Origin of the sequence: Rhizobium grahamii, assembly GCF_009498215.1 — a bacterium.
Taxonomy (GTDB): domain Bacteria; phylum Pseudomonadota; class Alphaproteobacteria; order Rhizobiales; family Rhizobiaceae; genus Rhizobium; species Rhizobium grahamii_A.
Window position 1 is genome coordinate 3352684 of record NZ_CP043498.1, and the last position, 22991, is coordinate 3375674.

General features: G+C 59.6%; 13 protein-coding genes and 2 pseudogenes. 7 read left to right on the forward strand and 8 right to left on the reverse strand.

The features are described 5' to 3' along the window. Nucleotides 1-12: 12 nt before the first annotated feature. The gene (gene pdxY, locus FZ934_RS16145) at nt 13-888 is read right to left on the reverse strand and encodes a pyridoxal kinase PdxY (protein WP_153271893.1); all 876 of its coding nucleotides are present in this window, start codon (nt 886-888) and stop codon (nt 13-15) included. A 252-nt stretch (nt 889-1140) separates the two neighbouring features. Between pdxY and FZ934_RS16150 the strand changes: the two are divergent. Continuing rightward, nucleotides 1141-5915, forward strand: a pseudogene (locus FZ934_RS16150) (NAD-glutamate dehydrogenase). A gap of 31 nt (nt 5916-5946) precedes the next feature. Continuing rightward, the gene (locus tag FZ934_RS16155) at nt 5947-7332 is read left to right on the forward strand and encodes an MFS transporter (RefSeq protein ID WP_153271894.1); all 1386 of its coding nucleotides are present in this window, start codon (nt 5947-5949) and stop codon (nt 7330-7332) included. 13 nt (nt 7333-7345) lie between these two features. Here the strand turns inward: FZ934_RS16155 and purH are convergent, their stop codons facing one another. The 4 genes from purH to htpX form a co-directional block, all read right to left on the reverse strand. After that, nucleotides 7346-8962, reverse strand: coding sequence for a bifunctional phosphoribosylaminoimidazolecarboxamide formyltransferase/IMP cyclohydrolase (purH, locus tag FZ934_RS16160; RefSeq protein WP_153271895.1), 1617 nt, complete (start codon nt 8960-8962; stop codon nt 7346-7348). Nucleotides 8963-9054: 92 nt separating this feature from the next. Continuing rightward, nucleotides 9055-10725 (reverse strand): heparinase II/III family protein, encoded by a 1671-nt coding sequence (locus FZ934_RS16165; protein WP_153271896.1) that lies wholly within the window; start codon nt 10723-10725, stop codon nt 9055-9057. Nucleotides 10726-10835: 110 nt separating this feature from the next. After that, nucleotides 10836-12230, reverse strand: a complete 1395-nt coding sequence (locus tag FZ934_RS16170; protein WP_153271897.1) for an RsmB/NOP family class I SAM-dependent RNA methyltransferase — start codon at nt 12228-12230, stop codon at nt 10836-10838. Further along, on the reverse strand, nt 12221-13183 hold the full coding sequence (htpX, locus tag FZ934_RS16175) for a zinc metalloprotease HtpX (protein WP_153271898.1): 963 nt from the start codon (nt 13181-13183) through the stop codon (nt 12221-12223). The genes FZ934_RS16170 and htpX overlap by 10 nt, the downstream gene beginning before the upstream one ends. Nucleotides 13184-13302: 119 nt before the next feature. Here htpX and FZ934_RS16180 point away from each other — a divergent pair, with 119 nt between their 5' ends. Continuing rightward, nucleotides 13303-13530 carry a DUF1674 domain-containing protein gene (locus FZ934_RS16180; protein WP_153272476.1) on the forward strand — a complete coding sequence of 76 codons (228 nt, stop codon included), beginning with the start codon at nt 13303-13305 and terminating at the stop codon, nt 13528-13530. Between the two features lie 249 nt (nt 13531-13779). Further along, the gene (locus FZ934_RS28190) at nt 13780-14028 is read left to right on the forward strand and encodes a hypothetical protein (RefSeq protein WP_246737899.1); all 249 of its coding nucleotides are present in this window, start codon (nt 13780-13782) and stop codon (nt 14026-14028) included. A 26-nt stretch (nt 14029-14054) separates the two neighbouring features. Here the strand turns inward: FZ934_RS28190 and acs are convergent. After that, a pseudogene (acs, locus tag FZ934_RS16190) lies at nt 14055-16009 on the reverse strand (acetate--CoA ligase). Between the two features lie 222 nt (nt 16010-16231). Here acs and FZ934_RS16195 point away from each other — a divergent pair. Then, the gene (locus tag FZ934_RS16195; protein WP_153271900.1) at nt 16232-16933 is read left to right on the forward strand and encodes a DUF1013 domain-containing protein; all 702 of its coding nucleotides are present in this window, start codon (nt 16232-16234) and stop codon (nt 16931-16933) included. Between the two features lie 56 nt (nt 16934-16989). Here FZ934_RS16195 and FZ934_RS16200 read toward each other — a convergent pair whose 3' ends face one another. Continuing rightward, nucleotides 16990-18900: a propionyl-CoA synthetase gene (locus tag FZ934_RS16200; protein ID WP_153271901.1), complete on the reverse strand. Its 1911-nt coding sequence runs from the start codon at nt 18898-18900 to the stop codon at nt 16990-16992. An 81-nt stretch (nt 18901-18981) separates the two neighbouring features. Continuing rightward, complete coding sequence (locus FZ934_RS16205; protein ID WP_153271902.1) at nt 18982-19641, reverse strand: YggS family pyridoxal phosphate-dependent enzyme; 660 nt, start codon at nt 19639-19641, stop codon at nt 18982-18984. Between the two features lie 198 nt (nt 19642-19839). Between FZ934_RS16205 and leuS the strand changes: the two genes are divergently transcribed. Next, the gene (leuS, locus tag FZ934_RS16210; RefSeq protein ID WP_153271903.1) at nt 19840-22470 is read left to right on the forward strand and encodes a leucine--tRNA ligase; all 2631 of its coding nucleotides are present in this window, start codon (nt 19840-19842) and stop codon (nt 22468-22470) included. Further along, nucleotides 22460-22981: an LPS assembly lipoprotein LptE gene (gene lptE, locus FZ934_RS16215; RefSeq protein ID WP_153271904.1), complete on the forward strand. Its 522-nt coding sequence runs from the start codon at nt 22460-22462 to the stop codon at nt 22979-22981. The genes leuS and lptE overlap by 11 nt, the downstream gene beginning before the upstream one ends. Nucleotides 22982-22991 lie beyond the last annotated feature (10 nt).

The window sequence follows — 22991 nt, forward strand, 5'->3', positions numbered from 1 at the left end:
GCTGCCCGATATCTAGCGCCGATGTTTCTGCGCAGGATGGATAAGACGACGCATCTGCACCATCGCCATTGGAGTGGAAAGGCTGGACGCGTCGCTGGCCAGCGTTAGCTCGTCACTGCCACGCTTCACTGCGCGCGCCAGCACTTCGTAAACGCTGGCCGTCGCAAGCTGCAGAGCCTTCTCATCCTCCATGCCTGAAAGCAGGCGCGAGAGGAAGAGTGCCGCCAGCAGGTCCCCCAACCCGTTGGGCGGATTCTCGATGACGCGATGCTCGGCTAGCAGCGCGTGCCGCCCGGACAAATACAGGTTACCCGTTCCGCCAGCCATCATGGGTATTGCGGACGTAACGAGCATCCGCGGCGGCCCCAGCGAGAGTGCCGCATCCATGATATCCCGGTTACTCTCCAGCGGAGCGCCAGCCAGCCATGACAGTTCATAGCGGTTGGGCGTCGAAAGCGACGCCAGCGGTATCAGATGGTCACGTATCGCCTCGGCGGTTGCCTGCGGAACGTAAAGGCCACCGAAGTCGCCCATAACGGGATCACAAACGTAGAGCAGCTCAGGATCCTGTTCGCGCAGAGCCGTGACAAGCCGGGCCACCGAGCGAGCCTGCGCGGCATTTCCGAAATATCCCGACAGAACCGCTTTCACCTCGCCGATCCATGGTGCGCGGATAAGATCATCGATCGCCGCGTCGAAATCGCTTTCGGTAAAGGTCAGACGCGTCGACCGGCCATGGCCCGGATGCCACGGCAGCACGATTGTCGGTAATGCCCAAACCTGATGGCCCAGCGTCTCCAGAGAGAAGACTGCAGCACGATTTCCAACGGAACCACGCACGACATGACTGGAGATGACGATGACTGTTCCTGCGGCATTCTGCGACATGGCATTCCGATCCGTTTGTGGCCTCGCGTTGATCGTCTTTTTACCGTTGGACTGTCAACTCCTCGTCACGAGAAGATGATCTGTCTTACGGAGGACGTCGGGACGGTTTTAGCGAGTGCTAACATTTTCGAATCCGGCGAGAATTGCGATAAAAACGCACGAAAACTGTCTCCGATACCGTTATTTTAGAGATTTTTCCGCCAGATCTTCTGCTAATCTCCCGAAAATCAGGGAAGTGAGGAAACATTTTCAATGGCTGCTCGAAATAATCCGAAACGAGAGAAACAGATCGAAAGCGCCGCGAAGATCGCGGCGGCGACGGGAGAAAACTTCTCGCACCCGAGGTTCTGTTTGGCCGCGCCAGCGGAGACGATCTCGAGCGCTATACGCCCGAAATGCTCGCCTTGTCCGCGATCCATTGCGCCCAGCAGCTGTCCGCCTGGACCGGCACCGCACCGCACATCAGCATAGAGACCGTCGCGAATGTCGAGCCCGATGGCATTGCCGTCTCAATCCTGTCGGTCACCGACAACAATATGCCCTTCCTCTATGAATCCGTGATGGGTGAGGTCACGAGCACCTATCGCGATCTTTTCATGGCAGTGCATCCGATCCTGGTTGTTGAGCCGGGCAAGAGTGCCGCGCTTTACTCCGCCGACCAGCCAAGCGAACCCGCCAACCGCGTCAGCCATATCCAGCTGCACCTCGCGCCACTGACTGGAGCGCAAGCCGCAGACCTCATCAAGCGCATCAAATTGGTGCTTGAGCAGGTGCGACTGACCGTTTCCGACTGGAAGCCCATGCTCGCAAAGCTGGGCATGGTGATCGACGAACTCGCTTCGCACAATGCCAGCCGTCGCAAGGCTGATCGCGATGAAGCCCTAGCCTTCCTGAAATGGTTGCGCGACGCCAATTTCACCTTCCTCGGAATGCGCGAATACGTCTATTCCGGAAAGGGCTCAAATGCGAAGGTCGAGCGCGGAAAAGGTACGGGGCTCGGCATTCTTGCCAACCCCGACGTCCTGGTTCTTCGTACCGGCAAAGACGCGGTCACGACAACGCCGGAAATTCTGGCCTTCCTCGACGGCCCCGAATTCCTGATCGTGACGAAGGCGAACGTAAAGTCGATCGTGCATCGCCGCGCCTACATGGACTATGTGGGGATCAAGCGTTTCGACGCCGACGGTAACGTAACCGGCGAACTGCGCATCGTCGGGCTTTTCACTTCGACAGCCTATACGTCCCTGGCTGCGGAGATTCCGCTTCTGCGATCGAAGATCGCCAAGGTGAAGGATTACTTCGGGTTCGACCCGATGAGCCATTCAGGCCGCATGCTTGATAACACGCTGGAATCCTATCCGCGCGACGATCTCTTCCAGATCGACACGACGCTGCTTGCAGGCTTTGCAGAGCAGATCAACGATCTTGCGGATAGGCCACGCGTCCGGGCACTCCCCCGCATCGATCATTTCGATCGGTTTGTCTCAGTTATCGTCTATGTGCCGCGCGAAGAGTACGATTCCATCGTACGTGAGCGGATCGGCACCTATCTGAAGACGGTGTATGATGGTCGCGTCTCCGCTTATTATCCGGCGTTTCCGGAAGGCGGCGTTGCGCGTGTTCATTTCATCATCGGTCGCTCTGGCGGCAAGACGCCGCGCATCCCGCAGGCAAAGCTCGAAGAAGCGATCCGTGCAATCACGGCGCGCTGGGACAGCCAGTTCGAATTGCTCGCCGGGCCGAAGGCGCCGCGCATTGCCGTAAGCCATGCTTTCCAGGACCTGTTCCCGCCGGAAGAAACCTACAGCGATCTCGCTGACATCACCGCCTGCGCGTCCGGCGAACAGATCCGCATCGCTTTCTACACGCGGTCCAAGGACGGCAAGGACCTGCTTTGCCTGAAGATCTTCCATGCCGGCGATCAATTGGCACTATCTCGACGCGTGCCGCTCTTGGAGAACCTCGGCTTCAACGTCGTCAGCGAAGGCACATTTGAAATCGATGTCACGCTGAACGACGGTTCGGAACGGCTGGTTGTTCTTCACGATATGGAACTCGAGGCACGAGGAAGCGCCAAGATCGAACTAGAGCGCCACGGCGCAACACTTGAAGAGGCTTTTCTAGCGGCCTTCGGCGGCATCATAGACAACGACAGCTTCAACAGGCTGATCGTGTCGGCAAACCTCTCCGCTCGCGAGACGAGCGTCCTGCGCGCCTATGCACGCTATCTTCGGCAGGCCGGCATTGCCTACTCTCAAGACTATATCGCGAACACGCTGGACAAGTACCCGGCTATTGCCGCGCTTACTTTCCGTCTGTTCCACGAAGCGCTTGACCCCAAACTGTCCGAGAAGAACCGCGGAAAAAAGGTCATCGAGCTTCACGACAGGATCGAAAGCGCGCTTGCCGATGTGCCGAGCCTGGACGACGACCGCATCCTGCGCCGCTATGTGAACGTCATCGACGCCACCCTGCGGACCAACTATTTCCAGCGCAACGCCGATGGCTCACCGAAGGCAATGCTCGCCTTCAAGCTTGATCCGCAACTGATAGAAGGCCTTCCTCAGCCGAAACCGTTCCGCGAAGTCTTTGTGTATGGCGTCGAGGTTGAAGGCGTGCATCTGCGGTTCGGTCGCGTCGCCCGCGGTGGTCTCCGCTGGTCGGATCGCGCGGAAGATTACCGCACCGAAGTGCTTGGCCTCGTCAAGGCGCAGCAGGTCAAGAACGCCGTCATCGTGCCTGTCGGCGCGAAGGGCGGCTTCTATCCGAAGAAGCTGCCCGTTGGCGGCAACCGCGACGAAATCTTCAACGCCGGTCGCGAAGCCTACAAAACCTACATCCGCACGCTGCTGTCGATCACCGACAACATCTCCGGCGCCGATATCGTGCCTCCTGACAATACGGTTCGGCTCGATGGCGACGATCCTTATTTCGTTGTCGCCGCCGACAAGGGCACAGCAACCTTCTCTGACACCGCCAACGCGCTGTCTCAGGAAGCCGGCTTCTGGCTCGACGATGCATTCGCCTCCGGCGGCTCTGCTGGCTACGACCACAAGAAGATGGGCATCACTGCACGCGGCGCGTGGGAAACGGTGAAGCGCCACTTCCGCGAAATGGACATCGACATCCAGACGACGCCATTTACCGTTGCAGGCGTCGGCGATATGTCCGGCGACGTTTTCGGCAACGGCATGCTTCTGTCTCCGAAGATCAGACTGGTCGCCGCGTTCGACCACCGCGACATCGTGATCGATCCCGATCCGGATATGGAAAAGACGCTTGCCGAACGGCAGCGCCTGTTCAACCTGCCGCGGTCTAGCTGGCAGGATTTCGACAAGAGCGTACTCTCCGAGGGCGCGATGGTTATCTCGCGCTCGGCGAAATCAGTGTCGCTGACCCCGCAGGCAGCGGCCGTGATCGGGATCGACAAGACCGTCGCGACACCGTTCGAGATCATCACCGCCATCCTGAAGAGCCAGGTCGACCTGCTTTGGTTCGGCGGTATCGGAACCTATGTCAAAGCGGCCTTCGAGACTGACGCCGAGGTTGGTGACCGCGCAAACGACCCTATCCGCATCAGCGCGGAAGACGTCCGTGCCAAGGTCATCGGTGAAGGGGCCAATCTGGGGGTCACCCAGCGCGGCCGTATCGCTTACGGGTTGCGGGGAGGGCGCTGCAACTCCGACGCAATCGACAACTCGGCCGGCGTCAACACCTCTGACGTGGAAGTGAACATCAAGATCGCTCTGGCAGCCGCTATGCATGACGGGCGCCTGACGAGAGGAAAGCGCGATCAACTTCTTTCCTCGATGACAAGCGAGGTCGCCGACCTTGTCCTCCGGAACAACTACCTGCAATCGCTGGCAATATCGCTGACCGAACGCAGGGGTACTGCGAATGGCCTCGAGCTCGCGCGCTTCATGAACGTGCTGGAAGCGGCCAAGCAGCTCAATCGCAAGGTCGAGATGCTGCCTGACGAAACCGTCATGACTGAGCGCTATGCCGCGTCCAAGCCGCTGACGCGTCCCGAGATCGGCGTGCTGCTGTCCTACGCAAAGATTGTGTTGTTCGACGCCTTGGCGGCCAGTGACCTGCCCGACGATCCCTACTTCGCGGCAACCCTCGCGCAGTATTTCCCCGCCAAGATGCGCAAGACGAACGCCGCCGATATCGGAAGCCATCGTCTGCGCCGCGAGATCATCGCCACAGTTCTTGCCAATGATGCCATCAACCGTGGGGGCCCCGGCTTCGTGGTCAGCATGATGGATGCGACGGCAGCCGCTGCGCCGGAGGTTGTTCGGGCCGCGATCATTGCAAGGGATGGCTTCGACCTCACCAAGCTTTGGGCCGAGACCGACGCGCTGGATGGCAAAATATCGGGCGAAATGCAGAACAGGATCTACGAAGAGATCAGCCACGTCTTCACGGTCCTGACCCGGCTTCTTCTCAAGATGCAGATGACCAAGGGCGATATGTCCGAAACGATCGAGCGGCTCCGCGCGGCTCTCAAGAAGCTGCAGCCGGTCTTTGCCGCGCAGGTCGTTCCGGAACTCCAGGCTCGCCAAGCCGAGTACCAAAGCGCTGGCGTGCCGGAGAAGCTCGCAGCCGAGATCGCGCATCTGCTGAGGTTCGTCCTTGTGCCCGAGATCATGCAGATCGCCGAACGCACCGGCGAGCCGCTCGTACGCTCCGCGGAAAGCTACTTCGCCGTAAGCCAGACCTTCAGAATTGGGCGTCTGCTTGCTGCCGGCGGCCGGATCGTCACGTCGGATCACTACGATTATCTGGCGCTTGCGCGTAGCCTCGATCAGATCGCCAGCGCAAGGCGGGACATCGTGGTGTCCGCCCTCTCCAACCACGGCACCGAGAAGCTGCCCGTTCACGCCTGGCATGCAAGCGATCGTATCAAGATCAACCGCATCGCCGAGGAACTCTCTGCGCTCAGTGAAAGCGGCGATCCAAACCTCGCCCGCATTACAGTTGCGGCCGGTTTGCTGACCGACCTTGCACGAGATGGAATGAGGTGAGACAGTCCGCTCCAAAAATTGGAGCAGACCGGTGAATCGCATTGACTGGACGGGAGCGCGACCTGCAAGAGCCTCTAGCGCGGGCATTTGGGGCTGGATGTTCTTCGACTGGGCGGCTCAACCGTTCTTTACAGTTGTTACGACCTTTATCTTCGGGCCGTACTTCGTATCGCGGTTGACCGCCGATCCGGTCTCGGCGCAGACGACATGGAGCAATATGGCAACGATCTCGTCGGTGATCATTGCCATCCTTTCGCCGATCCTGGGTTCGATTGCGGACCAGTCGGGCAGACGGAAGCCGTGGATCGGCTTCTTCGCCATCATCAAGATCGTCAGCCTGTGCGGCCTCTGGTATGCCGCACCGGGCTCGCCGGTCATTTATCCGATGATCTTCATGATCTTCGCCTCGATAGCCGCCGAGTTTTCGATCGTCTTCAACGACTCGATGATGCCACGGCTCGTGGGCAGCGACGAAGTTGGCAAGCTCTCGAACACTGCCTGGGGGCTGGGTTACCTTGGCGGCATGATCGTCCTGATCGCAGTCGTCGTGCTGCTGGCGGGCAGCCCCGAGACCGGCAAGACCATTCTCGGTCTAACGCCGCTGTTCGGCCTCGACCCGCACACCGGCGAGGACGCACGCATCACCGGCCCGATATCGGCAGCCTGGTATCTGATCTTCATCCTGCCCATGTTTTTCTTCACACCGGATGCTGCTCGCGGACGACCTTTGAGGAGCGCGATCCGCGTCGGATTGTCCGAATTGAAAAACACTCTGCGGGAGCTGCGAAACCGGCCCGGTATCCTCCGCTTCCTGATCGCCCGCATGATCTATCAGGACGGCGTCAACGGACTGCTTATCCTCGGTGGCGCCTTCGCTGCCGGCATGTTCGGCTGGGCGACGATCGAGATCGGCATCTACGGCATCATCCTGAACGTCGTCGCGATCTTCGGATGCCTGATCGCCGGACATATCGATTCCCGGATCGGGTCGAAGGCGACCGTGCTCGTCAGTCTGACGATGTTGCTGCTCGCAACCATCGGGATTGTGTCGACGGGACCCGGCTACACGCTTTTCGGCCTGGTCTCGTTGTCAGCGGCAGATAGCGGCGTCCTCTTCGGGACAGCGGCTGAAAAGGCTTACATCGGCTATGGTTTGCTGATCGGGCTCGCATTCGGCCCCGTTCAGGCCTCGTCACGATCGTATCTTGCCCGGAGCGTCTCTTACAGCGAAGCCGGACGCTATTTCGGCATCTATGCCCTGTCTGGCAGAGCAACGAGCTTCATGGCGACGCTGCTGTTTTCGGCCGTCACATTTGCATCTGGCTCTTCGCGGCTTGGCATGGCGACGCTCGTGCTGTTTCTTGCAGGCGGGCTAGCTCTGCTGATCCGTACGCCCTATCCTGCGGACAGGGCGTAGGATTTCATCAAGGTCAGTGGCGGAAGTGCCGCATACCGGTGAAGACCATGGCAACGTTGTGTTCGTTCGCCGCGTCGATGACTTCCTGGTCGCGCATCGAACCGCCAGGCTGGATCACGGCCGTCGCCCCTGCGGCAATCATCGACAGAAGACCATCCGCGAACGGCAGAAACGCCTCGGATGCTACGGCAGAACCATGTGTCAGCGGCGTGGGTAGACCAAGCGTACGCGCAGCCTCTTCCGCCTTCAGCCCGGCGATCCTGGCTGAATCGACGCGGCTCATCTGACCGGCGCCGATACCGGCGGTCTGGCCATCCTTGGCATAGACAACGGCGTTCGATTTGACGTGCTTGGCCACCTTGAAGGCGAACTTCATATCAGCAAGCTCCTGTGCCGTCGGCGCACGCTTGGTGACGACCTTCAGTTCCAGGTCTTCGACCATGCCGTTGTCGCGGCTCTGAACCAGGAGACCGCCGGAAACCGTCTTGGCGGTCAGTCCGCCGATACGAGGATCCGGCAGGCCACCGGCAGCGAGCAGACGGAGGTTTGCCTTGCGCGCGACAATGGCCTTCGCTTCTTCGGTCACATCCGGCGCGATGATGACTTCGGTGAAGAGCTTGATGATCTCTTCAGCAGTCTGGGCGTCCAGGGTCTGGTTCAGCGCGATAATGCCGCCGAAAGCCGATACGGAATCGCACGCCAAGGCACGCTGATACGCCTGGAGTAGGCTGGAGCCGGTAGCAACACCGCACGGGTTCGCATGCTTGATGATGGCGCATGCCGGCGATTTCTCAGGCAGGAACTCGGCAACCAGCTCATAAGCTGCGTCGGTATCATTGATATTGTTATAGGAGAGCTGCTTTCCCTGCAGCAGCGCTGCGGTCGCGACGCCGGGGCGCTGCTCGCCGGTAACGTAGAAAGCCGCTGTCTGGTGCGGGTTTTCGCCGTAGCGCATCTCTTCCTTCAGGACGCCGCCGATAACGCGATGCCGCGGGGTCTGGATATCGAGGGCTTCCGCGAACCAGTTGGAGATCACCGCGTCATAGGCGGCGGTCCGAGCATAGGCCTTGGCGGCCATGCGTTGACGAAACGCATAGGCGGTCTGACCATCGTCGGCAGAAAGCTGCGCAAGCAGCTCGGGGTAGTCGGCCGGATCCGTCAGAATGGTGACGTAGGCGTGGTTCTTCGCCGAAGCACGGATCATTGCCGGCCCGCCGATATCAATGTTTTCGACGGTCGTCGGATAATCACCACCGGCCGCCCGGACATCCTCGAACGGATAGAGGTTGATCACCGCAAGATCGATGCCTTCGATGCCGTGCTCCTGCATCGCTGCCTGATGCTCGGCGTCGTCGCGAATTGCCAGCAAGCCGCCATGCACCGTCGGATGCAACGTCTTGACGCGTCCATCCATGATCTCCGGAAAGCCGGTCACGTCAGAAACGTCGGTGACCGCAAGGCCAGCCGCCGCGATTGCCTTGTGCGTTCCACCAGTCGACAGCAGGCGAACGCCCCTTTCGACAAGGCCGCGTGCCAGGTCGACGATTCCGGTTTTATCGGACACCGACAACAAGGCGGTTTTCACGGTGACCTTATCGGGAGCGGGAATTTTCTTGGAAGCTACGGCCATTTGGCTTCTCCGTTGATCTTCGGGAGACATCCGGCGAGGTGCGCGGAATATGGCGCCGCGTTAGCACAGCTTTGGCCCCGCGAAAACAGGCACTAGCTTCTGCGCGATAAAAACCAGCGGATTTCCGGCTTTCCAGGGTGCGCGAACGCTATCTCCATCTGGTCCGAACTGCAGATACCCGACGCGTCAGCAAAGAACACGTCCTCGGAAATAGCGACCGTGTTTCCAGGCGAGGAAAACAACCAGGTTTCCCCATCCGGTGCCGTCATCAAAACGGACTCGCGATCCATCTGCTTGAGATTGATCGAGGGGTGGGCATGGAAGCGTGCCACGGCCTGCAGCGCTTCGTCGTTTTTTCTCTCCTCGGATACGGTAAGCGTGTCGCGGCCGGTGATGATCGATCCGGTCGCATTCAGCGTCAACTCGCGCTCGTGCAGCGCACCGAAGGCTTTCACATATCCGTCATGCCTTGCCTTAATGACATCGCGCCCATCATCGGCAAGCGTTCGCTCCACATCGACAATTCGCACTGGATCGGTGATCACGTGCGCGAGAAAGTCCGACGTTGCAAAACGGCTGGAAGATGTGTCGTTGAGCGTCACCGTCGTGTGCGCCGCCGTTGTTCGGGCCATCTGGGTATATTTCGCAGCCGCAAATTTGGGTGATCCGGCATTGACGATGAAACGATGGCGTCCGGACGACATCTCGAACGACAGGCAGCCGGCATGAGCGGTGCGGGAGAGGGCGCCAGCGGGCGGCAGTCCGGTATCGACGATGACCGCGGTTCGCCCAGCGGCCAACCGCTGATAACGAGAATGCGGCATGGCCTTGAAAGGCTCGCCGGCGGTCTCGTCATAGCGCAGCAAGGATACGAGCTCTGTCGCCAGCGTCGAAGTCGCGCCGTTGAACAGGGCTAGGTCGCCGTCCTGATGCCTGAAGAACCGCAAGGCCGGGTACATCCGGTCGATTCCCGAGATCAGTTTCTGCGGCAAGTCGTGACCGAGATTGATGTAGGTCTGCCTCAGCGGCAGAAGATCGAGCAACAGCTCCAGTCCGACGCGCGGATTGCGGGAGATGTGCCCGCCGTCGGGCAGAATCTGGCTATCGAACTCGCGGTCCAACGCCTCTGCCGCCCTACGCAAAGCGCCCTGACGAGTGGGCATCGAGACCGATGCCATAGCGAGTGCAATGCGCAGACGAAAGAGCGTTTCCCCCGGCGGGGCGTATTGCGCCATCCGGCGAAGAAAACGGACCTGGAAAGCAAGCGAGCGCACAAATCGGCGATAAAAACCGCGGTCAGAATTGTGAAGCACCACCGGTGAATGCGAGAGCCAGGCGATAACGCGTTGCGCGGTGACATCGATGTCCCACGCAAGACCTTCCATGCGCGAACCATGAACGGCCAGCCACCCACTGACGATCGCCCGGGCGGCGTTTGAATGTACGTCGCTCTTGCGGGCACGCATGTGCCGAAGCCATCCGAAGCTATGAAGCCTGATCGCGAACGAACGAGACGGTAGACTCAAGGCAAAGGGCGAACGTCCGGCGGTCTCCAATAGTCGTCCGGCAAGCGGGAAACGGCCGTTGACGATCTCTTCCGCGACGTGCGGATCGACTGCGCGCAGATCGGTTGGAGCAACGATGAGGCGATCAGGTGCTTGTACGGTATGCCTGAACAATCGCAAGCGCAGCAGCGCAATGCGAAGGCGCATACGCCGCCAAGCCTCCCGCAGGTAAAGCCCTGAAAATCGTCCGGACCACATGTCTATGTCTATCGACTCATATAGTTAGGATTGGATTAACAGGCCCGGAAGCAACAGCCGTCGGCAATTCATTTTGAAACGGCTGATCGACTATGCCAGCTGCCTTTCCATCAGGCAACACGGCGCAGCATGGCGGCGTAGAAGCCGTCCAGCCCTGAAGCAAAGCCGGTTGGAGCAACAAGCATATCTGGCGTGGTACGGAATTCACCATCAGGCGTGATTGCGCGCTCTAATCCAGGCCAGCGGCGCGGCTCTATCGGCACACGCTCGAAGCCGTGCGTATCGGCCAATATGCGCGCCACGACGGCCTCCCCTTCGGCGGGATCAAGCGAGCAGTTTGAGAACACGATGACGCCACCGGTTTTGACGAGGGTCAACGCATGACGCAGAAGGCGCTCCTGAACGCCAGCAAGCTTCTCTATCTCCTCCGGCCCCTTGGTCCACAGCACATCCGGGTGCCTCCGGGTGGTGCCTGTTGATGAACAGGGTGCGTCGAGAAGTATGGCGTCGAACAGTTCGTCCGGCTGATACTTGGTCAGATCGGCGGCGACCGTTTCCGCCTCCAGTCCAAGGCGATCAAGATTGCTCCGCAAGCGCCTGATGCGATTTTCCGACTGCTCGATAGCCGTCACCGCCCCGCCGGCGACGATAAGCTGAGCGGTCTTCCCTCCGGGCGCCGCACAAAGATCAGCGACCCGCTTTCCCGTCAGATCGCCGAAGAGCTGTGCAGGAATGCTGGCGGCAGCATCCTGAACCCACCAGTCCCCATCTTCGAAGCCCTGCAAAGAGGGAATGCCGCCCTCAAAGGCAGCCAGTCGCACGCCTCCGGTCGGCAGCACGAAACCGTTCAATCGCTCCGCCCAGCTGGCCGCATCGGACTTGACGGTAAGATCAATCGACGCCGGCTCGAGCTGCGCGTTCGAAATAGCATGTGCCGCATCTCTCCCGTAGACCGCTTCTAGGCGCCGGACAAACCACTCCGGCATAACAGCAACGCTGGCGACCTGCTCCAGTATCTCGACCTTCTCTCGGCTGAGACGACGCAAGACGGCGTTCACGAGCTTGGCAAAGCGACGATTGCGTGGATCCCGATTTGCCTGCTCCACTGCAATGTCGACGGCAGCATGATCGGGCACGTCGAGATAGAGGATCTGCGCCGCCGCAACGGAGATAACGTGCTGAAGAGCGCGTGCGCCTTCCGGCAGAGGAGAGTCGAGAAGCGACGAAACCGCAGCTTCGATACGCGGCAGATGACGAAGTGCGCTGTTCAGAATTGCCCTGACGAGGGCTCGATCATCTTCGGCCAAAACCTTGTAGGCAGGGTTTCCATGCTCGTGGTCGAGAGCCCCGTCGAGCGGCAGTTTGCGATCCACGACGGCCGACAGAATCTTTGCGGCCGCCGCCCGCGCCTGCAATCCTGGCTTCTCGACGGCCTCAGCCCCACGAGAAGCGGGAGATTTCTGTTTGCGAAATGGCTTTTTCTTGCCGTCTGAATTCAAGACCAGGGACCCTTTGGCGGTTGCGAGCCACCGCGGCTGAGGCCCGTATTCGGAACAGAGCGCGATTTGCGCACCGGATTAGCAGCACGAGCAGGGGACGTCGAGACGTTCATCCCGCTCCGCGCCATTTCCTCGAGGGCGGCGATCCGGTTTTCCGTGTTTGGATGGGTGGAGAACAGATTATCCATGCCGGCGCCGGTCAGCGGATTGATGATGAACATATGCGCAGTCGCCGGATTGCGCTCAGCATCTGCATTCGGAATATGCGACGCCCCGCGGGCGATCTTGCCAAGTGCCGAAGCCAGCCAGAGCGGATTTCCGCAAATCTCGGCCCCGCGCCGGTCCGCAGAATATTCGCGCGTGCGGCTGATGGCCATCTGAACCATCATGGCAGCCAGCGGCGCTACGATCATGGCAAGCAATACGCCGATAAATCCGAGCGGATTGTTGTTGTTCTCGCGATTGCCGCCAAAAAAGAAAGCGAAATTGCCCAGCATCGAAATCGCGCCCGCGAGCGTTGCCGTAAGCGTCATCGTCAGCGTGTCGCGGTTCTGAACGTGTGCCAGTTCATGCGCCATGACTCCGGCGACCTCTTCTGGCGAGAGCGCGCTGAGAAGGCCCGTTGATGCCGCTACGGCAGCATTTTCAGGATTGCGCCCCGTCGCAAAGGCGTTTGGCTGCGGGCTATCGTAAAGATAGACCTTAGGCATCGGCAAACCGGCATTGTGCGAAAGATCGCGGATAATCGTGTAGAATTCCGGCGCATTGCGCTCGTCTATTTCCTGCGCGCGATAGGCCGAGAGCACCATCCTGTCGGAATTCCAATAGGAAAAGAAGTTCATGCCCGCGGCCATCAGGAAGGCAATCATCATGCCGCCGCGGCCGCCAATCATGAAGCCAACCAGCATGAACAACGCCGTCATGAAGGCCAGCAACATCGCGGTACGAACAAGATTCATCGGTTTCTCCATGGCGGTTCAGACAGGCCGCGTGAATTTGGGAGGTTCCAATCATGCTGCCGGCGCACTATGATTTGGTTGCTCACAGCCCATTTTCAATATTTTTCAGGCAACAGCACATGACGCAGGAAGCAGACAACGACAATGCAGAGCCAGTGGTCAACGATGACTCTGCGTCTCAGCGCAAAATGTTGTCACCAGCCGCCAGGCGCGCGCTGGCGGAAGCCGAGGAACGAAGGAAGCAACAAGCGCCCGTCGACATGCCGAAAGAGATCGGCGGACGAGGCGGAGCCGACCCCGCACGTTTCGGCGACTGGGAAATCAATGGTCGCGCAATCGATTTCTAAGTAAATATTCCTATTGACTTGCCGTCAATATCGGAATTTATTCCTCATATGACGACGCGCCTGTTTTTCCTCCTGGTCTATATGATCGCTTTCGCGACCGGTGCGGCGGCACGCGACGAGATCGAAGGTCCTGTGTCGGCGGAAATCCTACGGGTAATCGATGGCGACACTCTTCTGGTTCAGGCGCGGCCGTGGCCGCAGCAGAGCATGGAAGTCTACGTTCGCATTCGAGGCATCGACGCACCGGAGATGCACTCCAAATGCGCTGCAGTCAGGCGCGCCGGCATCGATGCCCGCCATGCGCTTGAGGAGATGACGAACATTTCTCCGGAAATAAAGCTCACCGCGATCGCAGGCGACAAATATTTCGGTCGGATTCTGGCAAATGTGACGTTGGCGGATGGCCGGAATCCGGCTCAATATCTTCTCTCGACGGGAATTGTCCGCGCTTACGATGGTGGCCGCAAGCCGGCCACCCCCTGCCTCGAAGAGAACTAAGCCGCCAGAGTCTGGCGGCTTGTAGCTTACGCCGTCGCCTTGTTCTGGCGGTTCGCGATGAGATCCTCGACAACCGCCGGATCCGCAAGGGTCGAAGTATCCCCAAGGAACCGAAGTCATCCTCGGCAATCTTGCGCAGGATACGGCGCATGATCTTTCCGGAACGCGTCTTTGGAAGACCGGGCGCAAACTGGATCTTGTCGGGCGCAGCAATCGGACCGATCTCCGCGCGGACATGCTTTACCAGTTGCTGGCGCAGCTCATCGGAGCCTTCGTTCCCGGCCATGAGCGTGACGTAGCAGTAGATGCCCTGGCCCTTGATCGAGTGCGGATAGCCAACCACCGCGGCTTCGGAAACGAGGCTGTGCGAGACCAGCGCCGACTCGACCTCGGCGGTGCCAAGCCGATGGCCGGACACGTTGAGAACGTCATCGACGCGACCGGTGATCCAGTAGTAGCCATCCTCGTCACGACGGCATCCGTCGCCGGTGAAGTACTTGCCCTTGTAGGTCGAGAAGTAGGTCTGGATGAAGCGCTCGTGATCGCCGTAGACCGTTCGCATCTGTCCCGGCCAGCTGTCCGTGATGCAGAGATTGCCATCCGCTGCACCCTCGAGCACCTTGCCTTCATTATCCACCAGCTGAGGCTTCACGCCGAAGAAAGGCAGCGTGGCGGAACCGGGCTTCAGATCGGTTGCGCCGGGCAGCGGCGTGATCATGTGGCCGCCAGTCTCCGTTTGCCACCAGGTGTCGATGACCGGGCAGCGCTTGTCGCCAACGACGTTGTAGTACCATTCCCAGGCTTCGGGGTTGATCGGCTCGCCAACCGTACCGAGCAGGCGAAGCGTCGACCGCGAGGAGCGGGTCACGAAGTGATCCCCCGCACCCATCAGCGAGCGGATCGCCGTCGGCGCTGTGTAGAAAATGTTGACCTTGTGCTTGTCGATGATTTCCCAGAATCGGCCCTGATCTGGGAAGTTGGGAACACCCTCGAACATCAGCGTCGTGGCGCAGTTCGCGAGCGGTCCATAGACAATGTAGGAGTGTCCCGTCACCCAACCCACATCCGCCGTGCACCAGTAAATGTCACCGGGGTGATAGTCGAAAACGTATTCATGCGTCATCGAAGCATAGACCAGATAGCCGCCGGTCGTGTGCAGAACACCCTTCGGTTTGCCGGTCGAACCAGACGTATAGAGGATGAAGAGCGGATCTTCCGCCTTCATCTTAACCGGCGGGCACTCAGCTTTCACCGTTGCGGTTTCCTGATGATACCAGAGGTCGCGGCCAGGCGCCCATCCGGTCTTGCCGCCGGTGCGGCGAACCACCAGAACCTTTTCGACGATCACGTGCTGTCGCGCAGCGATATGAATTGCCGTATCGGTATTGTCCTTCAACGGCACTGGCTTGCCGCCGCGCACGCCTTCGTCGCAGGTGATAACGAAGGTCGATTCACAATCGACGATGCGGCCGGCCAATGCTTCCGGAGAGAAACCGCCGAATACGACCGAATGCACGGCGCCGATGCGCGCGCAAGCAAGCATCGCATAAGCCGCCTCGGGGATCATCGGCATGTAGATGGTGACCCGGTCGCCTTTCTTGACGCCGTGCTTTTTCAGGACATTGGCGAGCTTGCAGACGTGCTCGTAGAGCTCGTTGTACGTTATCTTCTTGTCGACGTAGGGGTTGTCGCCTTCGAAGATGATCGCGGTCTGATTGCCGTTCGTCTTCAGGTGTCTGTCGATACAGTTGTAGGAGACGTTCGTCTGTCCGTCTTCAAACCATTTGATGGAGACCTTGCCCGTGAAGGAGGTATTCTTGACCTTTGTGTAAGGCTTAAACCAGTCGATCCGCTTGCCATGCTTATCCCAGAACTTGGTGGGATTCTCGATGCTTTCTTCGTACCACTTTTCGTACTTGGCCTTGTCGATAAGCGCATGGCTTTTAACCGGTTTTTGAACCGGGTAGATCTTCTCCGACATTGAAATCCTCCTCACTCGGGCATCGATCGCTGTGCCGCAATACGCACCGCAACGGCGCATTCATAGCAGGTCGCAAAGGCCCGGCAATTAGACAAAGGTCATTTCACTTACGATCAATTGCAATTCTGCGTCACTGCGGTTATATAGCGCCATATTTCCCGGACATAGTGGTGACAACCCACGGACCGCGACACCGGCGCGGACGACAGAAGGACTATATCCATGGCTCAACAGCTGCTTATGCCGAAGGCGACCGCCATCTGGCTCGTCGACAACACAGCCCTGTCTTTCGATCAGATCGCCCAGTTTTGCAAACTGCATCCGCTCGAAGTCAAGGCAATTGCCGACGGCGAGGCCGCACAGGGCATCAAGGGCCTTGATCCGATCTCCACCGGCCAGCTTTCGCGCGACGAAATCGCCCGCGGCGAGAACAACCCGGCTTACAAGCTCAAGCTCTCCGAGCCGAAGGTTCGCGTTCCCGAGTCGAAACGCCGTGGCCCGCGCTATACGCCAGTTTCGAAGCGTCAGGATCGCCCCAATGCGATTCTATGGCTGGTCCGCAACCATCCGGAACTCAAGGACGCCCAGATTTCTCGCCTCGTAGGCACGACCAAGTCGACCATCGAGCAGATCCGCGAGCGCACCCACTGGAACGCCGCGAACCTGACGCCGATGGATCCGGTCACGCTTGGCCTCTGCAGCCAGATCGATCTCGATATGGAAGTCGAGAAGGCCGCGAAGAACCGGCCGCTGCCGACCGCTGCCGAACTTGGCGCAACCCTGCAGTCCGCTCAGGAAACCGAACGACTGACTCCGAGCTTCGAGCGCGAAGAGGAGAAGGAAATCGATGCGGATGCGGTCTTCGCAAAGCTGAAGTCGCTGAAGTCCTCCACCAAGGATGAGGACGGGGACGACCGGTACTGATCCAATCGGTCAGTGAAGCATTCTGGAAACCCGGCCTCGGCCGGGTTTTTTATTGCCTACATCGGCAGCCCGCCAAAGCCGCGCGTGCGCAGGGCAGCCGCGATTTCCTCCAGTACGGCCGGGTCGTCGATGGTTGCCGGCATTTTCCAGGGAAGGCCATCTGCCATCTTCTGCATCGTGCCGCGCAGGATCTTGCCAGAGCGCGTTTTCGGCAGGCGATCGACGGCGATTGCGGTTCGGAAACAGGCGACGGGGCCGATCTTGTCGCGGATCAGGGCTACCACCTCGGATTCGATGGCGTGTGTTTCCCGTGAAACACTTTTCTTGAGCACGAGCAACCCGCAGGGGACCTGCCCCTTGAGCGCATCGGCAACACCGATGACTGCGCATTCGGCGACGTCAGGATGCGTTGCGACGACTTCCTCCATTGCGCCCGTCGATAGGCGATGGCCGGCGCAATTGATGATGTCGTCGGTTCTCGACATGATGAAGAGATATCCATCCTCATCGACATATCCGGCATCCGCCGTCTTGTAGTAGCCAGGAAATTCTTCGAGATAGGCTTGGCGAAATCGCTCGTCAGCCTTCCATAATGTCGGCAGGCAGCCCGGGGGGAGGGGAAGGCGAACGACGATGTTGCCAAGCGTTCCCGAGGGTACCAGGTGACCGGCATCGTCAAGCACGCTGATGTCGTAACCCGGCATCGGCACTGACGGCGAGCCGTGCTTGACCGGCAATTGCTCTATTCCCAATGGATTCGCCACCATCGGCCACCCGGTTTCCGTCTGCCACCAGTGATCGATGACCGGCACCCCAAGCATCCGCTCCGCCCATTTTAACGTTTCCGGATCGGCCCGTTCGCCGGCGAGGAACAACGCGCGGAACTCCGGCATCGGATAAGTGCGGATGAAGCTGCCCTCGGAATCCTCGCGGCGAATAGCCCGAAACGCTGTCGGTGCGGTAAAGAGAACCCGGACGCGATGCTCCGAAACAATCCTCCAGTAAGTACCGGCATCGGGCGTACCGATCGGCTTGCCTTCAAAGACAACGGTCGTCACCCCACTCAAGAGAGGCGCGTAGACGATATAGGAATGGCCGACGACCCAGCCGATATCGGACGCCGCCCAGAAGACTTCGCCTGGCCTGACCCCGAAGATATTGGCCATCGACCATTTCAACGCGACCATATGGCCGCCATTGTCACGCACCACGCCCTTCGGCTGGCCGGTCGTGCCCGACGTATAGAGGATATAGAGAGGATCGGTCGCTTTCACCGAAACGCACTCGACGTCTTGCCCCCGTGCGTCCGTGATCAGGCTTTCGAAATCGAGGTCGCGCCCGGCTGTAAGGTCCGCCGTCAACTGCGGCCGTTGCAGAACAAGGCAATGTTGCGGCTTGACCTTTGCAAGCGCAAGCGCCTGATCGACCAGTGGCTTATAAGGCACGACGCGCCCAGGCTCGAGGCCGCAGCTGGCCGTAATGATTAGTTTCGCTTCCGAATCATCGATTCGAGATGCCAATTCATTGGCTGCAAATCCGCCGAAAACGACCGAATGCACCGCGCCGATGCGGGCACAAGCCAACATCGAGAAAATAGCCTCCGGCACCATCGGCATATAGAGGACGACCCGATCACGCTTCTGGATGCCCAGGCGTCGCAGCACGACCGCAATTGCGTTCACCTCGCGCAAGGCATCATCAAACGTATAGCTGCGTTTTGTCGAGCTGATCGCGCTGTCGTAGATGACCGCCGTATCACCACCCCTGCCATCGGCTATGTGGCGGTCGAGACAGTTATAGCAGGTGTTTGTTTCCCCATCAGCGAACCATCGTCCGTATGGCCCGCCATCCGCAGTGAATATCTGGGTCGGGCTGCGATACCAGGCGATCTCCCGCGCAGCGTCCCGCCAGAATCCTTCGGGATCGCGTCGCCATTCAGCATACGCGCGTTCGTAAGCTCCCTGCATCTGCTCCTCCCCAGGATATGCAACTACAGCCTCAATCTAGGGGAGGGAACGCAAGTGTAAAAGCCAGACGAAAGCAGCGTATCAGCGAGCGCCGAATATTGCTGAACCTACCCGGACACTGGTCGCGCCGAAAGCGACCGCCGTTTCATAGTCGCCGGACATACCCATGGAGAGCTTTGCCACGCCGCAGCGCTTGGCGAGCTTCGCCAGAAGCGCAAAATGCGGCCCCGGATTCTCGTCGGCGGGGGGAATGCACATCAGGCCCTCGATCTCCAGGCCAAGGTCCCGGCGGCAGAATTCCACGAACGCAACAACGTCGTCGGGCGCGATGCCAGCCTTCTGAGGCTCGAGTCCGGTATTGACCTGAACGAACAGCCGAGGGGCTTTGCCCTGAAGCTTCATCTCTTCAGCAAGCGCTCGCGCGATCTTTTCACGATCAACCGTTTCGATCACGTCGAAGAGGGCAACCGCCTCGGCCGCCTTGTTGGACTGCAGCGGACCGATCAGATGCAGCTCGATCCCCGCCGTTTCCGACTTTAGAAGTGGCCATTTTCCCTGGCTCTCCTGGACCCGGTTTTCGCCGAATACACGTTGGCCCGCAGCAATCGCGGGCCTGATCGCATCGGCATCGAAAGTCTTGGAAACCGCGACCAGCTGAACCGAACCGGCGATCCGCCCCGATTGGCGCTCGGCGGCGTCGATCTTCGAACGCACTTCGTTCAATCGCTCTTGAAGTTCCATTTTGCGCCCCTGCGGATGGTCGAAGGAATTTCGCATTGACTAAACAGCTCGCTGGAGATTGCCAAGGCCGAAAAGCCGCAATTTGTCACGTAGTCGCGATGATACGACGCTTCCGATGGCCTCAAAACTTGACGCTAAGGTGGTTTCATGGTGAAGGTCAGCACCAACTTCCCTTGATTTTCCGGAAATACGAATACCATGGCTACCGAACGTTATAACCCGCGCGATGCTGAGCCTCGCTGGCAGCAGAAATGGAACGAGGAGAAGGTCTTCGAGACCGACAACAACGATCTGCGGGACAAGTACTATGTGCTTGAAATGTTTCCGTATCCGTCCGGCCGGATCCATATGGGGCACGTCCGGAACTACGCCATGGGTGACGTTGTAGCGCGCTACAAGCGCGCGCGCGGTTACAACGTGCTGCACCCGATGGGTTGGGATGCGTTCGGGATGCCGGCCGAGAATGCCGCCATGGAACGCGGGGTCCATCCGGCTGCCTGGACATACCAGAACATTGCCTCGATGAAGGCGCAGCTGAAGGCGATGGGTCTATCGCTCGATTGGAGCCGGGAGTTCGCGACCTGCGATGTTGCCTACTATCAGCACCAGCAGCATCTGTTCGTGGACTTCCTCGAAAAAGGCCTGGTCTACCGCAAGCAGTCCAAGGTGAACTGGGATCCGGTCGACAATACCGTTCTCGCCAACGAGCAGGTCATCGACGGACGCGGCTGGCGTTCCGGTGCGTTGGTCGAACAGCGGGAACTGACGCAGTGGTTCTTCAAGATCACCGATTTCAGCCAGGACCTGCTGGACGCACTGGATACGCTCGACCAGTGGCCTGAGAAGGTCCGGTTGATGCAGAAGAACTGGATCGGCCGCTCCGAGGGGATGGCGATCCGCTGGGCAATCGTCCCCGGCACGGCTCCAGCCGGCGAGAGCGAAGTGACGGTCTATACGACGCGGCCTGACACGCTTTTTGGTGCCTCGTTCCTGGCAATCTCCGCGGATCATCCGCTTGCCAAGGAAGTTGCCGCCAAGAATCCTGCCATTGAAGCATTCTGCGAGGAATGCCGCCGTGCGGGCACGTCGCTTGCGGCTCTCGAAACTGCTGAAAAGAAGGGGATCGATACCGGCGTCAAGGTACAGCATCCGCTGGACCCGACCTGGGAGTTGCCGGTCTACGTCGCTAACTTCGTCTTGATGGACTATGGCACCGGCGCCATCTTCGGTTGCCCGTGCGGCGACCAGCGCGACCTCGATTTCGCTCGCAAGTATAATCTTCCCGTCGTTCCGGTTGTCATGCCGAAAGACGGCGACGCGGCGACCTTCAGCGTTGACGACGTTGCCTATGATGGCGACGGCGTCATGATCAACTCGCGCTTCCTCGACGGCAAGACGACAGCGGAAGCATTCGAGATCGTCGCCGATCGCCTGACCGCAACCGCTCTTGGCAATCAGCCACAGGGCGAGCGGAAGGTGAACTTCCGTCTCCGTGACTGGGGCATTTCGCGCCAGCGTTATTGGGGATGCCCGATTCCGGTCATTCACTGCGAGGATTGCGGTGTCGTTCCGGTCCCGAAAAAGGACCTGCCGGTTAAGCTGCCGGAAGACGTGACCTTCGATCAGCCCGGCAACCCGCTTGATCGCCATCCGACATGGCGCCACGTCGCTTGCCCGCATTGCGGCAAAGACGCGCGCCGCGAGACGGACACGATGGACACCTTTGTGGATTCCAGCTGGTACTTCACCCGCTTCACCGCGCCTTGGGAGCAGGTACCTACCGATGTTCAGGCCGCCAATCACTGGCTGCCGGTCGATCAGTATATCGGTGGCATCGAGCACGCCATCCTTCACCTTCTTTATTCGCGGTTCTTCACGCGCGCCATGCGCGAAACCGGGCATGTCGACGTCAAGGAACCCTTCAAGGGCCTGTTTACGCAGGGCATGGTGGTCCACGAGACTTACAGCCGTGGCGCCGGCATGAGCCGCGAGTGGGTCGCCCCGGCCGATATCAGCATCGACGAACAGGACGGTAAGCGCCGCGCCTATCTTCTCTCCAATGGCGAAGAGATTTCGATCGGCTCGATCGAGAAGATGTCGAAGTCGAAGAAGAACGTCGTTGATCCCGACGACATCATCGCCTCTTACGGTGCCGACACCGCACGCTTCTTCGTGCTGTCGGATTCACCGCCTGAGCGTGACGTCATCTGGTCGGAGGCGGGCGTCGAGGGTGCACATCGCTTCACGCAGCGTCTCTGGCGCCTGGTGTCCGAGGCTGCTGATAGCCTTCGCGACATCCAGCCGACTCCGGCTAAGGAAGGCGACGCTCTGGCGATCTCGCAGATTGCCCACAAGACGCTGAAAGCCGTCCAGAACGACTACGACAAGCTGTGGTTCAACAAGGCTGTCGCGCGGATCTACGAACTGGTGAACGCGCTGGCAGCGCCGTTGAGCAACGTCGCCGCCGGCAAGGCCAGTGACGACTATCGCGCTGCCGTAAAGAATGCGACTGAGATCCTCATCCAACTGGTTGCGCCGATGACGCCGCATCTGGCCGAGGAATGCTGGGCAACCCTGGGCTCCGGCGGCGTGCTCGCCAAGCAGCCTTGGCCGGCGTTCGAGGAAGGCCTCGTCACCGAGAACGACCTCGTTCTGCCGGTACAGATCAACGGCAAGAAGCGGGCTGAATTGACAATCTCGCGCGACGCAGATCAGAATGCCGTCAGCGAGGCTGCGCTTGCCTTGGACGAGGTCAAGAAGGTCTTGGACGGTCAGGCACCAAAGAAGATCATCGTGGTTCCGCAAAGGATTGTGAACATTGTCGTCTAGAATCGTTTCGAAGCTGGCTGGCCGCGTGGGTCTCGTGGCAACGCTGGTAGCCACGGTTTTTCTTGCTGGCTGCCAGGTGCGGCCGCTCTATTCGGAAAGCTCCGGCGTTGCAGGAAAGCTTGAATCCGTTGCCTTCTCTGAAGCAACGAACCGCGTTGAGCAGGAAGTCAGAAACCGCTTAATCTTCCTCGCCTCGCGTGGCGCGGGCGAGCCGGCGAACGCCGACTACAAGGTCGAGTTCAATGCAAAGTCGAGCGTCATCGGCACCCTGCTGATCGCCTCTTCCGACACCTCGCGCGCCGGCCGTGCGACCGTCAGCGTCGACTACACACTGAAATCAACGAAGGACGATCATGTGATCAAGGCGGGCAACCGTTCGGTCACCGCGCTGGTGGATTTCCCTGCCCAGGAATTCGCGAAGCAACGCGCCATTCGTGACGCCGAAGATCGCGCTTCGCGCGAAGCGGCCGAACTGGTTGGAGCAGATATAGCCGCCGCGCTCGGCCGATAGGAGCAGGTGC

Excerpts from the sequence above, each read along its gene's own strand:
- pdxY (WP_153271893.1), bottom strand. The coding sequence starts at position 888 with ATGTCGCAGAATGCCGCAGGAACAGTCATCGTCATCTCCAGTCATGTC.
- purH (WP_153271895.1), bottom strand. The coding sequence starts at position 8,962 with ATGGCCGTAGCTTCCAAGAAAATTCCCGCTCCCGATAAGGTCACCGTG.
- FZ934_RS16165 (WP_153271896.1), bottom strand. The coding sequence starts at position 10,725 with ATGTGGTCCGGACGATTTTCAGGGCTTTACCTGCGGGAGGCTTGGCGG.
- htpX (WP_153271898.1), bottom strand. The coding sequence starts at position 13,183 with ATGAATCTTGTTCGTACCGCGATGTTGCTGGCCTTCATGACGGCGTTG.
- FZ934_RS16180 (WP_153272476.1), top strand. The coding sequence starts at position 13,303 with ATGACGCAGGAAGCAGACAACGACAATGCAGAGCCAGTGGTCAACGAT.
- FZ934_RS28190 (WP_246737899.1), top strand. The coding sequence starts at position 13,780 with ATGCACTCCAAATGCGCTGCAGTCAGGCGCGCCGGCATCGATGCCCGC.
- FZ934_RS16195 (WP_153271900.1), top strand. The coding sequence starts at position 16,232 with ATGGCTCAACAGCTGCTTATGCCGAAGGCGACCGCCATCTGGCTCGTC.
- FZ934_RS16200 (WP_153271901.1), bottom strand. The coding sequence starts at position 18,900 with ATGCAGGGAGCTTACGAACGCGCGTATGCTGAATGGCGACGCGATCCC.
- FZ934_RS16205 (WP_153271902.1), bottom strand. The coding sequence starts at position 19,641 with ATGGAACTTCAAGAGCGATTGAACGAAGTGCGTTCGAAGATCGACGCC.
- leuS (WP_153271903.1), top strand. The coding sequence starts at position 19,840 with ATGGCTACCGAACGTTATAACCCGCGCGATGCTGAGCCTCGCTGGCAG.